10 protein-coding genes are annotated in these 12,593 nt (G+C 63.0%); 9 read left to right on the top strand and 1 reads right to left on the bottom strand.

Translation table 11 applies throughout. The features are described 5' to 3' along the window. Nucleotides 1–27 precede the first annotated feature (27 nt). The 5 genes from GA0061105_RS02925 to GA0061105_RS02905 are packed head-to-tail and all read left to right on the top strand — an operon-like array spanning nt 28 to nt 5,173. Entirely contained in the window at nt 28–1,623 is a 1,596-nt protein-coding gene (locus tag GA0061105_RS02925) for an ABC transporter substrate-binding protein (RefSeq protein WP_092747885.1), read from the top strand. Nucleotides 1,624–1,643: 20 nt separating this feature from the next. After that, nucleotides 1,644–2,672, top strand: a complete 1,029-nt coding sequence (locus GA0061105_RS02920) for an ABC transporter permease (RefSeq protein WP_092747883.1) — start codon at nt 1,644–1,646, stop codon at nt 2,670–2,672. Beyond that, entirely contained in the window at nt 2,669–3,571 is a 903-nt protein-coding gene (locus tag GA0061105_RS02915) for an ABC transporter permease (RefSeq protein ID WP_092747881.1), read from the top strand. Before GA0061105_RS02920 ends, GA0061105_RS02915 begins: the two co-directional genes overlap by 4 nt. After that, nucleotides 3,558–4,433: an ABC transporter ATP-binding protein gene (locus tag GA0061105_RS02910; protein ID WP_092747879.1), complete on the top strand. Its 876-nt coding sequence runs from the start codon at nt 3,558–3,560 to the stop codon at nt 4,431–4,433. The genes GA0061105_RS02915 and GA0061105_RS02910 overlap by 14 nt, the downstream gene beginning before the upstream one ends. Beyond that, nucleotides 4,430–5,173: an ABC transporter ATP-binding protein gene (locus tag GA0061105_RS02905; RefSeq protein WP_092747877.1), complete on the top strand. Its 744-nt coding sequence runs from the start codon at nt 4,430–4,432 to the stop codon at nt 5,171–5,173. Before GA0061105_RS02910 ends, GA0061105_RS02905 begins: the two co-directional genes overlap by 4 nt. A gap of 214 nt (nt 5,174–5,387) precedes the next feature. On the opposite strand, the gene GA0061105_RS02900 is transcribed toward GA0061105_RS02905, so the two are convergent. Beyond that, nucleotides 5,388–6,443: a LacI family DNA-binding transcriptional regulator gene (locus GA0061105_RS02900; protein ID WP_092747875.1), complete on the bottom strand. Its 1,056-nt coding sequence runs from the start codon at nt 6,441–6,443 to the stop codon at nt 5,388–5,390. Nucleotides 6,444–6,631: 188 nt separating this feature from the next. On the opposite strand from GA0061105_RS02900, the gene GA0061105_RS02895 reads away from it, so the two are divergent. The 4 genes from GA0061105_RS02895 to GA0061105_RS02880 all read left to right on the top strand — a co-directional run bounded on the left by GA0061105_RS02895 (nt 6,632) and on the right by GA0061105_RS02880 (nt 12,574). Next, nucleotides 6,632–9,151, top strand: a complete 2,520-nt coding sequence (locus GA0061105_RS02895) for a hypothetical protein (protein ID WP_092747873.1) — start codon at nt 6,632–6,634, stop codon at nt 9,149–9,151. 68 nt (nt 9,152–9,219) lie between these two features. Further along, nucleotides 9,220–10,479 carry an ABC transporter substrate-binding protein gene (locus GA0061105_RS02890; protein ID WP_092747871.1) on the top strand — a complete coding sequence of 420 codons (1,260 nt, stop codon included), beginning with the start codon at nt 9,220–9,222 and terminating at the stop codon, nt 10,477–10,479. Between the two features lie 11 nt (nt 10,480–10,490). Beyond that, nucleotides 10,491–11,528 (top strand): carbohydrate ABC transporter permease, encoded by a 1,038-nt coding sequence (locus tag GA0061105_RS02885; RefSeq protein ID WP_092747869.1) that lies wholly within the window; start codon nt 10,491–10,493, stop codon nt 11,526–11,528. Next, the gene (locus GA0061105_RS02880) at nt 11,525–12,574 is read left to right on the top strand and encodes a carbohydrate ABC transporter permease (protein WP_092747867.1); all 1,050 of its coding nucleotides are present in this window, start codon (nt 11,525–11,527) and stop codon (nt 12,572–12,574) included. Before GA0061105_RS02885 ends, GA0061105_RS02880 begins: the two co-directional genes overlap by 4 nt. The last annotated feature ends 19 nt before the right edge of the window (nt 12,575–12,593 follow it).

The following is a 12,593-nucleotide window of genomic DNA, read 5'->3' as shown; positions in this document are numbered from 1 at the left end:
CTTATAGTAATCCAGGGAGGAGTTACAATGAAGCATTTTTCGAAAGGCCTGTTGGTCGGCGCCGTCATCGGCGCCCTGACGATCGCCGCACCGCTTTCGCACGCAGCCACGCCGAAGGACCAGCTGGTGATCGGGACATCACTGGCGCAGGTCCTGTCGCTCGATCCGCATCAGGCGACCGAGGGCAAGGCGGTCGAAATCATGTCGAACCTCTACGACCGGCTGGTCAACAGCACGCCGGATGGCAAGATCGTGCCGCAGCTGGTCGAAAGCTGGAAGATCGACGACAAGGGCATCACCTTCACGCTGCGCCAGGCCAATTTCGCTTCCGGCAATCCGGTGACGTCGAAGGACGTCGTCTATTCAATTGGGCGGCTTCTGAAGCTCGATCAGGCCGCTGCCGCCAACCTCAAGCGTATCGGCTATGACAAGACGAATGTCGACAAGCTCGTCACGGCAGTCGACGACAAGACGGTGCGCATCGACTTTTCGGGCCAGGTGACGGCCGAGATGCTGCTCTACCGGCTCGCTGCATCGACCACGAGCGTCGTCGACAGCGTCGAGGTCGAAAAGCATGTCGCCGACAACGACTGGGGAAATGGCTGGATGCGCACGCACTCGGCCGGCTCCGGTCCGTTCACCCTGAACCGCTGGTCTCCGAATGAACTCGTGATCCTCGATGCCAATAAGGATTATGTCACCGGCGCTCCGAAGATGAAGCGCGTCATCGTCCGGCATGTTCCGGAAAGCCAGGTCGAGCGGCTGATGCTCGAGCGCGGCGACATCGATATCGCCAGCGCCATGACTGCAGCCGATCTCGCGACCTTCAAGGACAAGGAGGGCTTTACCATCCAGCGCATTCCGACAGGCGGCTTCTACGTGCTGTCGATGAATGCCGGCAACCAGTACCTCTCCAATCCGAAGGTTCGCGAGGCGATTGCCTATGGCATCGACTATAAGGGCATCGAGAAGACGATCATGGGGCCATACGGACGGGCGAGAAACGTTCCGGTTCCGGAGAATTTCGAATCTGCGATCCCGAACCCCGATTGGCATCTCGACGTTGAAAAGTCCAAGCAGCTGTTGGCCGAAGCAGGGTTCAAGGACGGCTTCTCGCTGACGCTGAAGACGATCGCGCAGACGCCGCGCATCGACCTTGCCACGGCCATCCAGGCGTCGCTCGCCCAGGTCGGCATCAAGGTCGACATCCAGCAGGGCAACGGCTCCGAAATCATCGCCGCTCATCGCGCCAGGGATTTCGATCTGCTGATCCCGCAAACCAGCGCCTATATGCCGAACGTGCTCGGCTCGATGGAGCAGTTCTCCTCCAATCCCGACAACTCGAAAGAAGCCAACAATGCCGGCAACTTCGTCTGGCGCTCGGCCTGGGACATTCCGGAGCTGACGGCTCTGACGGCCAAGGCATCCATGGAGCCGGACGCCAAGAAGCGCGGCGAGCTCTACGTCGAGATGCAGAAGTTGTTCGTGGAACAGAAGCCGGCGGTGCTGCCAATGTTCGAACGCTTCGAGCCGATCGTCCTGTCGAGCAAGGTGCAGGGATATGTGGGGCACCCGACCCAGCTGACGCGTCTCGAGAGCGTCACCAAGTCTGAAACCCAGTAATACTCCCGAGGCAGCCGATCATGAAGGAACTCTCTGTAGCCGAATTTGGCCGACGACTGGCGCATCTGCTCGTCAGCCTGTTCATCCTCCTCTGTGTGACCTTCGTGATCGGCCGCGTCCTGCCCACGGATCCCGTCGGCGCAATCGTCGGCGAACTCGCCGATCCCGCCGCCTATGCGGCGATGCGAACGCGTCTGGGGCTCGATCTGCCTATCTATCAGCAGTTCTTCCTCTATCTGAACGGGCTCTCCCATGGTGATTTCGGCACAGCTGTGCTCACCGGAAATCCCGTCTCTTCGGACCTCGCTCAGGCCTTTCCGGCGACCTTCGAACTCGCGACGCTGGCGGTGATCATTTCGACCTTCGTCGGCGTCCCGCTCGGCCTGGTCGCGGCGCTGTTTCGCGACAGCATGATCGACAAGGTCGCACGTGTTGTCGCCCTTGTCGGTCATTCGATCCCGGTTTTCTGGTTCGGCATCGTCGGGCTCGTCATCTTCTATGCCGGCCTGAACTGGGTCGGCGGGCCGGGCAGGGTCGATGTGTTTTACGAAGGCCTCGTTACCCCGCAGACCGGCCTGCTGTTGATCGACAGCCTCCTGAAGGGCGAAACGGAAATCTTCTGGAACGCGCTCGGCCACATCATTCTTCCTGCCGTCATCCTCGCCTATGCGGCGATGGCCTACATCACCCGCATGACCCGCAGCTTCACGCTCGAGCAGCTGAGCCAGGATTATGTCATCGCCGCCCGTGCCAAGGGTGTCAGCCCGACCGGTACGATCCTGCGCCATGTCCTGCCGAACATCGCGGTGCAGCTGATCACCATCCTGGCCATTTCCTATGGCGGCCTGCTCGAAGGCGCAGTCGTCACCGAGATCGTATTCTCCTGGCCGGGCATCGGCCAATATATGACGAACGCGCTGATGATCGGCGACATGAACGCCATCGTCGCAGCCACCATCATCGTGGGATTCATCTTCATGCTCCTGAACTTTCTCGCCGACGTTGCCTACGCCTTGCTCGATCCGCGCATGCGGGAGGCAGCCCGATGAGCGACGCCATCCACAGTGAGATCCGCATCCGTCCTCCGAGCATGCCGAGCCGCGTTGCCGCTTCGTTCGGGCGCGCCGGCCGGAAACTGGCCGACGAGCCGCTTGGTCTTGCCGGCTTCGTCATTCTCGGCCTGCTTTGCGTCGTCGCGATTTTCGCGCCGCTTCTTGCGCCCTACGACCCGGTCATCCAATCGCTCGGCGATGCCCTGCAGCCGCCGAGCCTTGCCCATCTCGCCGGAACGGACGAATTCGGTCGCGACATTCTGAGCCGTCTCATCTTCGGCACGCGCATCACCATCCAGACCGTGCTGTCGGTATCTTTGATCGTCGGCCCGATCGGATTGCTGATCGGCGTCGTCGCAGGTTTCTTCGGCGGCAATACCGATGCGTTCCTGATGCGCGCCACCGATATCGTGCTGTCCTTCCCGTCGCTGATCCTGGCGCTTGCCTTTGCCGCCGCCCTCGGCGCCGGCCTGGGCACGGCGATCATCGCGATTTCGCTCACCGCGTGGCCACCGATCGCAAGGCTTGCACGCGCCGAGGCCCTTGTCGTCAGAAACGCCGATTATGTGGTTGCCGCACGCCTTTACGGCGCTTCGCCGATACGCATCCTGCTTCTTTACATCGCGCCGATGTGCATTCCCTCGGTCATCGTCCGACTGACCCTCAATATGGCGGGCATCATCCTGACGGCGGCCTCGCTCGGCTTCCTCGGCCTTGGCGCGCAGCCGCCGGCGCCCGAATGGGGAGCGATGATCTCCAACGGCCGCAAGTTCATGCTCGATTACTGGTGGGTCGCCATCATGCCGGGTATTGCCATCCTGCTCAGCAGCCTTGCCTTCAACATCGCCGGAGATGCTCTGCGCGACATTCTGGATCCCCGCCATGCCAGATCGTGAAATGAAAGTTCGTGACAAACAAGCTGGTGATCGCCAGCCCGTTCTTTCGGTCAAGGAGTTGAGCGTCCGTTTCGGGCGAGGGGCTGTGCCCGCCGTCTCCAATGTCAGTTTCGACGTCGGGCGCGAACGCGTCGGGATCGTCGGCGAATCCGGCTCCGGTAAATCGACGACCGGCCGCGCCATCATGCGCCTCCTGCCGCCGGCAGCGATGGTGTCGGCCGAGCGCCTGGATCTAGCCGGCAGTCCGCTGCTTGCAAAGACCGAACGTCAGATGGGCGCTCTTCGCGGCAAGGACATCGCGCTGATCATGCAGGATCCGCGCTATTCGCTGAATCCGGTGCTGTCGATCGGCAAGCAGATCGCCGAGGCCGCCCGCCTTCACCTCGGCCTGCGCGGCAACCCGGCGCAGGATGCGGCCCGCGCCATGCTGGAGCGCGTGCGCATCACCGATCCCGATCGGGTGATGGCGCTTTATCCCCACCAGATCTCGGGCGGTATGGGCCAGCGCGTGATGATTGCCATGATGCTACTGGCGCGGCCGAAGCTTGTCATCGCCGACGAACCGACCTCGGCTCTCGATGTCAGCGTGCGAAAGGACGTGCTGCTGCTGCTCGATGAACTGGTGCGCGAGAATAATTCCGGCCTGCTGCTGATCAGCCACGACATCCGCATGGTGGCTGCATTCTGCGAACGCATCATCGTCATGTATGCCGGCCGCATCGTCGAAACCCTGACCAGCCTCGAAGAGGCCCGCCATCCCTATACGCGCGGACTGATAGCAGCGCTGCCCGACCCCAAGAATCCGGTCCGCCGGCTTGCCGTTCTCGACCGCGCGAGACTCGATCTGGAGGCGGCGCAATGATCGATGTCCGTGATCTCGATGTCGTCTTTTCTTCCGGCAAGAACAGGAACCATGTTGTCAGGGGCATCAGTTTTCAGGTGGGCCAGGGCGAGACGCTCGGCATTGTCGGCGAATCCGGCTGCGGTAAGTCGACGGTGCTGCGCTGCCTCGCCGGCATGGAGGCCGGCTGGACCGGCCAGATCGAGCTTCGCGGCAAGCCGATCGGCAAGAAGCGCTCTCGCGAGGAACTGACGTCGGCCCAGATGGTGTTTCAGGACCCTTACGGCTCCCTGCACCCACGCCATCGGATCGGCACCGCACTCGCCGAGCCGCTGCGCGCCATGCGCCATTCCGACATCTGGGCGAAGGTCGAACGGGCCTTGATCCAGGTAGGCCTGCCGGCAAGCTTCGCCAACCGCTTCCCGCACGAACTTTCCGGTGGCCAGCGGCAGCGCGTGGCGATCGCCCGGGCGCTGATCCTGTCGCCGCCCATCCTGCTGCTCGACGAGCCGACATCGGCGCTCGACGTCTCTGTCCAGGCTGAAATCCTCAACCTGCTTGCCGGCCAGCGCGAGGAGAAGGGCCTGACCTATCTGCTCGTCAGCCACGATCTCGCGGTCATCGCCCATATGTGCGACCGGGTGCTGATCATGAAAAACGGCGGCTTCGTCGATGAACTTACCAAGGCGGACCTGCAGGCCGGCACCACGCATGATGCCTATGCGCGCGAGTTGTTCGAAGCGAGCTTCATGGAAGCTTGAGATATCTCGACCGCGCCGCCATCGCTGTGCGGGTCGCGCTGGAGGCTGCCCCTCACCCTAACCCTCTCCCCGTAAACGGGGCGAGGGGACGTGCCATGCGAGAGGGCGGTATGGGACAGAGAGGTTGCGACATATCCCCTTCGCCCCGCAAGCGGGGAGAAGGTGCCGGCAGGCGGATGAGGGGCTGCTCTCGCCGATCTCTGAGCCTCCATCGTCAGCGATCTTCCATTGCGGCATCGACGCGGCGGACAGCCGCCACACTGCCCCTTTCGACCAGATGGCAGGACAGCTCGACGCGGCGGCGCGGCAAGGCAAGGCCGAGCATCATGTCGCGCAGCAGATCGAGCGCGGTGGCGCCGAGTTCGCGCATCGGAATATGCACCGTCGAGAGCGGCGGGTTGAGAAAGGCCGATTGCGGCAGGTCGTCGATGCCCATGACGGAGACGTCCCGCGGCACGGCATAACCCATCGCCTGCAATCCGCGCACGGCCCCGTTGGCAAGGCTGTCGCCCGCCGTCAGGACGGCGGTGAAGAAGAGGTTTTTGTCGCGGACAAGGCGGGTGATCGCCTCGGCGCCGAGTTCCGGGAGCCAGTCGTCGACCTCGAGCACCAGATCGGCATCGGCTTTCAGCCCATGATGATGCAGGGCGTCGCGCCAGCCCTCCAGGCGCCGCTCGATGGTTCGCCGTCCCGGCCGCAGCATGAACAGGATGCGCTGATGCCCGGCCTTGATCAGCCGCTCGGCGGCGATGAAAGCGGCCGAGCGGTTGCAAGGCGTCACACTCGAAAGCCGCATATAGGGATCGTCGCTGTTGACCAGCACGACGGGCTTCCCGAGATCGGCGGCCGCCGCCAGCATATCCTCGTCGTCGACGGTCAGGATCAGCATGCCACCGAAACTTGCATCATTGCGCATCTCGGCGATGACGCGGGCTTCATCGGCCTTGTCGGCGACCGGGCGCATCGCCATCTCGATGCCGAGGGCGGAGGCGCGCGCGTTCAATCCTTCGAGCACGTGAAGCGTGAACTGGTTGCGGACATAATCGATCATCGCCGCGCCGGAGGCGACGAGCATGACCTTCTTGCCGGCGACACTCGCCGGCAGGGCGTAACTGACAGCGCTAGCCGTCTCCAGCACCAGCTTGCGGATCTCGGGCCTGACGCCCTTTTCGCCGGCGAGCGCCCGCGACACCGTGCTGATCGACACGCCACATCGGGCGGCAATGTCGTCGAGGCGTGTACGCCTGCCCTTTTTCTGCTCCGCGGCCATCAGATTTCCTCGCTCCCCCATGAAGTATGCAAAAATCTTTCAGATTGCGCAAATGGAACGGCTATGCACAATTGCCGTGAGGAGTCAGCGACAAGCGACAGAGCAGGGAGGCTTTGAAGATGCTGTTTGACGGCCAGTCCAGGCGTCGGCGTTATGCCCGGTGTGTCAGAGCTCAAGCGGGCTGACGCATGGCCGCCGAGCAATACTATCTCCGCCGCAAGACCGCGAAACAGAGCCCGATCGTCTACTGGCAACTCGGCCACCTCTCGCAGGCACGCTACGATGTCGCCGATCGGCCGATGGAAGGCAGGATGGATCCGTTTTTCTTCGTCACCAAGACGAAGAATTTCATCCCGCACGAATATCCCTGCCGCACCGAATTCAAGGCATGTTTCTCTGGCCGGCGGCCGCAACCATCAGCCGAATTCGAGGCGATCCGCTGGTGGCTTCCATTCGCATCGCCGCGCGTCGATCTCTCCGGCTTCTGGTTTCGGCCGACGCGCATCGGCTGCTGGGCGCGCACCTTTCTCGATGCGCAGTCGGCGGGACCAGCCACGCTGCGCCTGTCGGCCTGCGGCGGCGCCATCCTCTTCGTGAACGGCGCTGAGCAGGGCTTCATGGCGCCCTATGAGCGCAATCTGGAAGCACAGCAGCTCTTCGAGGTCGAGCTTGTCGCCGGCCTCAACGAGATCCGCGTCTATTTCGACGATCTCGCCGAACGCGACGCCCGCTTCTATTTCCAGCTGGATTATCTCGAAGGGCCGGCGATCGAAACATCGGTGCCTGTTCCAATCGCCGCCGGTGACGCGGACGGGCTGGAGGCTATCCTCGAAGGCATGCGCTTCGACCGCGCCGCCTATCTCGGCGAGGATGTGACAATCCTGTTTCCCAAACCGCTGCCGGTGGCGCTGAGCTGTCATGTCGAGATCGAAGGCGACTTCATGTCGGTCGAGCGCTTCGATTATGATTTTGCGCTGGAAGCGGGGGCAACGAAGCTGGAGCTCGGTGGCTCAGCTGAAATGCCGGCCGATTTCCGCCATTTCAGGATCACGTTCAAAACAGGCGAATTTTCGCTTGGCCGCACGCTCGGGGTCGAAATCTGTCACACCGAGCGTCAGGGGCAGGCACCCGCCGCGCTCGAGGATCGCGTCGCCGAGGCGCTGGCCGAAGTTGCCGCCCATTCCGAACCCGATACGGTCTGCGCCTTCGCACGCCTTGCACTGGGGCAGGGCGGCGAGGAGACCGAGGCGATGATCGCCTCCATGCTGCCGGTCATCGAGGATTGTCACGACTGCGCAGATTTCGTGCTGGTGCCGCTGCTGTTTGCCTATACGCGCTGGAGCGATCTGCTGTCGCAGGACCTGCGGCAGAGGATCGAGCACGCCGTTCTCAATTACCGCTACTGGATGGACGAGCCCGGCAACGACGTGCAGTGGTATTTTTCGGAAAACCACGCGCTTCTCTTTCACACCGCCGCCTATCTCGGCGGCAGGCTGTTCCCCGATGCCGTCTTCGTCCGTTCCGGCCGTAGCGGCGCCGAGCAGATGAAGGTCGGCGAAGAACGGGTCCGCGCCTGGCTCGATCATTTCGAGCGTTGGGAAATGGCCGAGTGGAATTCCGTCCCCTATTTCCCGATCGACCTCAAAGGCCTGACGGCGCTTGCTGCCTGCGCCCCTGATGAGACGATCCGCAACCGCGCAAATGCCAGCATCATCCGCCTGATGGAAATCGTCGCCCGCTCGGCCCATCACGGCATGCTGACCGGCAGCCAGGGCCGCTCCTATGAACATACGCTGCGCCCCGGCCGCTCGGTCGAGCTGTCGGCCACCGCCCGGCTGCTCTGGGGCCGCGGCTGGTACGGCCGGCGCGTCCACGCGCTGCCGCAGCTTGCCGTCTGCATCCGCGATCACGGCCTGCGTTTTCCGGAAGAGTTCGCGGCGACCGCCGCGCACCAGTCCGACGACGCGCAGGAATGGACGTTTTCCCAGGGCGAGAACCGCTTCGCCGCCCTCTATCACTACAAGACGCGCGACACTGCGCTCGGCACTATCGCCCATTATCGCCCCGGTGCCTGGGGCTATCAGGAGACGGTGCTGCATTTGCGCTTGGGCCGCAGGCCGGAGGCGCAGATCTGGATCAACCATCCCGGCGAAACCATTCAGTTCGGCTACGGCCGGCCGAGCTTCTGGGGCGGCTGCGGAACCCTGCCGCGCGTGCATCAGTATCGCGATCTTGCCATTCTCGATTTCGATATCCTCGAGGGACAGCCGGATTTCACCCATGCCTGGTTCCCGCTACAAGCCTTCGACGACACGGTGGTCGATGGCAATCTGGCGCTCGCCCGCTCCGGCGATGGACTTGCGCTGCTGATCGGAAATGGGCCGCTTGAGCCGGTGAAGCACGGGCCGACGACGGATGTCGAGCTGCGCCTGGCCGGTCGCAAGGGCCGCTGGATCGTCCGTCTCTCCGATCTCGGTCGCGAAAACGGTGTCGACGGCATGCGGGCGCGTTTCGCTACGCTTGCTGCTCGCCGCGGCAATGAGGGCGCCTTGACCATCGACGACCCGGATTATGGTCAGGTTATCTTCGAAGAGGACGGCACCGTGCGCGCCGAAGGCCGTATTCTCAAGCCGATGGACTGGTCGGTGCGGGGAGACGCGGTACATCTGGAGATACCGGGCAGGCAGCGGCGGCGCGCTGCCTCTTAGGCGACATGTCCGGACAGGTGGAGGACCTGGCCGGAAGCAGAAGTTCATCGGTCAAAGAGGAGGAGACTATGACCAGAATGAAATCGATCGGCGCGGCCTTTGCTGCGGTTCTGTTGAGTTCCGTTGCCGCCCACGCCGGCGACGTCCGCATCATGTGGTATTCCGACGGCGGCGAAGGCGAGGTGATCAAGGATTTGCTGGCGCGGTTCTCCAAGGCCAATCCCGATGTCAACGTCATGCTCGACGAAGTCTCCTATGACGTCGTCAAGGAACAGCTGCCGGTGCAGCTGGAAGCCGGGCAGGGGCCTGATATCGCCCGCGTCACCAATCTGAAGGCGCAGGCGCAGCACTGGCTCGATCTTCGCCCGCTGCTGGCCGATGCGAAATACTGGGACGATAATTTCGGCGCCCAAGCCGATTGGATGCGTCCCGACGGTTCGAACGCCATCACCGGCTTCATGACGCAGCTGACTCTCACCGGCGGCTTCGTCAACAAGACGCTGTTCGAGCAGGCCGGCGTCGAAATTCCCGGCCCGAAGGCCACCTGGGACGACTGGGCGGCGGCAGCCCGGAAGGTCGCCGACAGCCAGAAGGTCTTCGCCATGGCGATCGACCGCTCCGGCCACCGCGTCTCCGGCCCGAACATCTCCTACGGCGCCAACTATATTGCCGCCGACGGCAAGCCGGCGCCCATCGATCAGGGTGCCAAGGAGTTCCTCAGCCGCTTCGTCAAGTGGAACGAGGACGGCACCGTCAACAAGGACGTCTGGGTCAGCGCTGCCGGCACAACCTATCGCTCTGCCGCCGAAGACTTCATCAATGGCGGTCTTGCCTATTATTATTCCGGCAGCTGGCAGGTTTCTGCCTTCGCCCAGAAGATCGGCGACAGTTTCGACTGGGTCATGGCCGGAAGCCCGTGCGGCACGGCCGCCTGCAGCGGCATGCAGGGCGGCGCCGGTCTGGTCGCGGTCAAATACACCAAGAACCCGAAGGACGTCGCCAAGGTGATGGATTACCTGGCGGGTGCTGACGTGCAGAAGGAATTCGCCGAGCGCAGCCTGTTCATTCCGGCGCATAAGGGGGTGGCAGCCGGCCAGGTGGACTTCAAGACGGAAAATCCGCATGTGCAGGCGGCGCTGAAGGCCTTCGTCGCATCGGCCGGTCAGACGGCCGCCTCCGCCGTGAAGCTGCCGGGCTGGAAGTGGTCCGACGCCTATTACAGCGCCATCGTCGCCCGCATCAGCCAGGTGATCGCCGGCGAAATGAAGCTCGACGATGCCTATGCGCGCATCGACGAGGACATCAAGGCCAAGGTCGGCGGCAACTGACGGAAGAGCGGATGGCGGAGAAGACGGTTTCTTCCGAACCCCCGGCGAGAGCCGGTCTGCGGCAGGCGCTCAATGCGCCTGTCCGCCTCCTCATGGGGATAATCGACATTCCCATGCGCGCCTGGCAGAAGCTGACGGGCCTGAACGGCATGGCCGGCGTCTTCCTGGCGCCCAACATGCTGATCTTTTCCGTCTTCGTGCTCCTGCCGCTGGTCATCAACTTCCTCTATTCGACGACGAGCGGCGGTGCCATCTTCCTTCAGAACCGGACCTATGTGGGCGATCAGCAATATCGCATCCTGTTCGATTGCGGCTCTTATCTCGACCCTTCGACCTGTGCTGCCGACACCTTCTGGGCGGCGGTGCGCAATACCGCCGTCTTCGTCGTCTTCCAGGTGACGGCGATGTTGATCGCCGCGCTTGCGACGGCTTTGATCCTCAACCGCGAGCTTTCCAATCGCGGCTTCTGGCGCGCCGTCTTCTTCTTTCCGGTGCTGCTGTCGCCCGTCGTCGTCGGCCTGATCTGGAAGTGGATCCTCCAGCGTGAAGGCCTGTTGAACTATGCGTTGAGCCCCTTCGGTTTCGAACCCTTCTCCTGGCTCAGCGATCGCTTCTGGGCCTTCTTCTTCGCGGTCTTCGTCTCAGTCTGGGCGCATATGGGCTTTTACGCGCTGATCCTGCTCGCCGGCCTGCAGGCGATCCCAAGGGATCTCTACGAAGCGGCGGCGATGGACAAGGCGAGCCCCACCCGCATCTTCCGGCGGATCACCCTGCCGCTTCTGATGCCGAACCTTATCGTCGTCCTGGTCCTGGCACTGATCCGCGCCGTGCAGATCTTCGACGAGGTTTTCGTGCTGACGGGCGGCGGACCCGGAACCAGCACCATGTACATCACCCAGTTTATTTACGAGACCGGCTTTGCGAGTTCGCTGCGCAATCCCGGGCTTGCCTCGGCCGCCTCGATCCTGATGGGCATCGTGCTCGTCATCCTGACGTTGGTGCAGCTGGCCGCAAGCAGCCGCAACGAGAAGAAGGGAACCCGCCAATGAACGCTGTCGGCACCTTCCTGCTTCGCCGGCGCGGCCGCGGCTGGCACTGGACCGACGTCGTCACCTGGATCTGGCTGATCTCGGGCGTCTTCCTGATGTTCGGCCCGGCCATCTGGCTGGTCTTCTCCTCCTTCAAGACACCGGCGGCGCTCGCCGAGTTCCCGCCGTCCTTCCTGCCCTATGTCACCGAGCAGGCCGTAGTGCCGGGTTACGACAAACCATTGCCGCTCTACAAGGTGACGATGCCGGATGGCAGCACCCACGTGCTCGCCGAAGTCCGCCGCATCGGCATCATGGGTCAGATGATCGATCCGAAGCAGCCTGATGAAATCGTCAAGGTCAACATTAAGGACCGCACGCCGGTCCGCAAGGTCGAATTCGCCGCCGGCAATTACACCGAACCATTCCAGCGCTTCGACTTCTTTCTGTTCCTGCGCAACTCCGTCTTCGTGACTGTTGTGGCGACGGCGATCACCCTGCTGGTCAATTCGATGGCCGCCTTCGCGCTGTCGAAATACCAGTTCCCCGGCCGCACCGCCGTCATGCTGATGATCCTGGCAACGCTGATGGTGCCGCTCTCGGTGATCGTGGTGCCGCTCTATTCCGTCATCGGCAGCTTGAACCTTTTCGACAGCCTCTGGGGCGTCATCCTGCCGACCGTCGCCACGCCGACGGGCGTCTTCCTGTTGCGCCAATACATGCTGACGATCCCCGACGAGCTGATTGACGCCGCGCGCATGGACAAGGCGAGCGAATGGCAGATCTACTGGCGCATCATCCTGCCGCTGTCGGCGCCGGCGCTCGCGGTGCTGGCGATCTTCTCGGTGGTCTGGCGCTGGAACGACTTCCTCTGGCCGCTGATCGTGCTGTCGCGCAAGGAGCTCTACACGCTGCAGGTCGGCCTCAACGTCTATGCCGGCGAGCTCAATGTGCAGTGGCACTACATCCTCGCCATGACCGTCGTCTCGATGATCCCCGTCGTGCTGATCTTCGTCTTCCTGCAGCGCTTCATCACCACGGGCATCGCCGGATCCGGACTGAAATAGGCCGGCCAGGATTTGGAAA

Origin of the sequence: Rhizobium aethiopicum (assembly GCF_900094625.1) — a bacterium.
Lineage (GTDB): Bacteria > Pseudomonadota > Alphaproteobacteria > Rhizobiales > Rhizobiaceae > Rhizobium > Rhizobium aethiopicum.
The sequence above is the reverse complement of the archived record's forward strand: the minus strand, read 5'-3'. Positions and strand labels throughout refer to the sequence as shown.

Bases quoted from the DNA above. Each gene is read 5' to 3' on its own strand.
- GA0061105_RS02900 (WP_092747875.1), bottom strand. From the start codon at position 6,443: ATGGCCGCGGAGCAGAAAAAGGGCAGGCGTACACGCCTCGACGACATT.
- GA0061105_RS02910 (WP_092747879.1), top strand. From the start codon at position 3,558: ATGCCAGATCGTGAAATGAAAGTTCGTGACAAACAAGCTGGTGATCGC.
- GA0061105_RS02880 (WP_092747867.1), top strand. From the start codon at position 11,525: ATGAACGCTGTCGGCACCTTCCTGCTTCGCCGGCGCGGCCGCGGCTGG.
- GA0061105_RS02890 (WP_092747871.1), top strand. From the start codon at position 9,220: ATGACCAGAATGAAATCGATCGGCGCGGCCTTTGCTGCGGTTCTGTTG.
- GA0061105_RS02885 (WP_092747869.1), top strand. From the start codon at position 10,491: ATGGCGGAGAAGACGGTTTCTTCCGAACCCCCGGCGAGAGCCGGTCTG.
- GA0061105_RS02915 (WP_092747881.1), top strand. From the start codon at position 2,669: ATGAGCGACGCCATCCACAGTGAGATCCGCATCCGTCCTCCGAGCATG.
- GA0061105_RS02925 (WP_092747885.1), top strand. From the start codon at position 28: ATGAAGCATTTTTCGAAAGGCCTGTTGGTCGGCGCCGTCATCGGCGCC.
- GA0061105_RS02920 (WP_092747883.1), top strand. From the start codon at position 1,644: ATGAAGGAACTCTCTGTAGCCGAATTTGGCCGACGACTGGCGCATCTG.
- GA0061105_RS02905 (WP_092747877.1), top strand. From the start codon at position 4,430: ATGATCGATGTCCGTGATCTCGATGTCGTCTTTTCTTCCGGCAAGAAC.
- GA0061105_RS02895 (WP_092747873.1), top strand. From the start codon at position 6,632: ATGGCCGCCGAGCAATACTATCTCCGCCGCAAGACCGCGAAACAGAGC.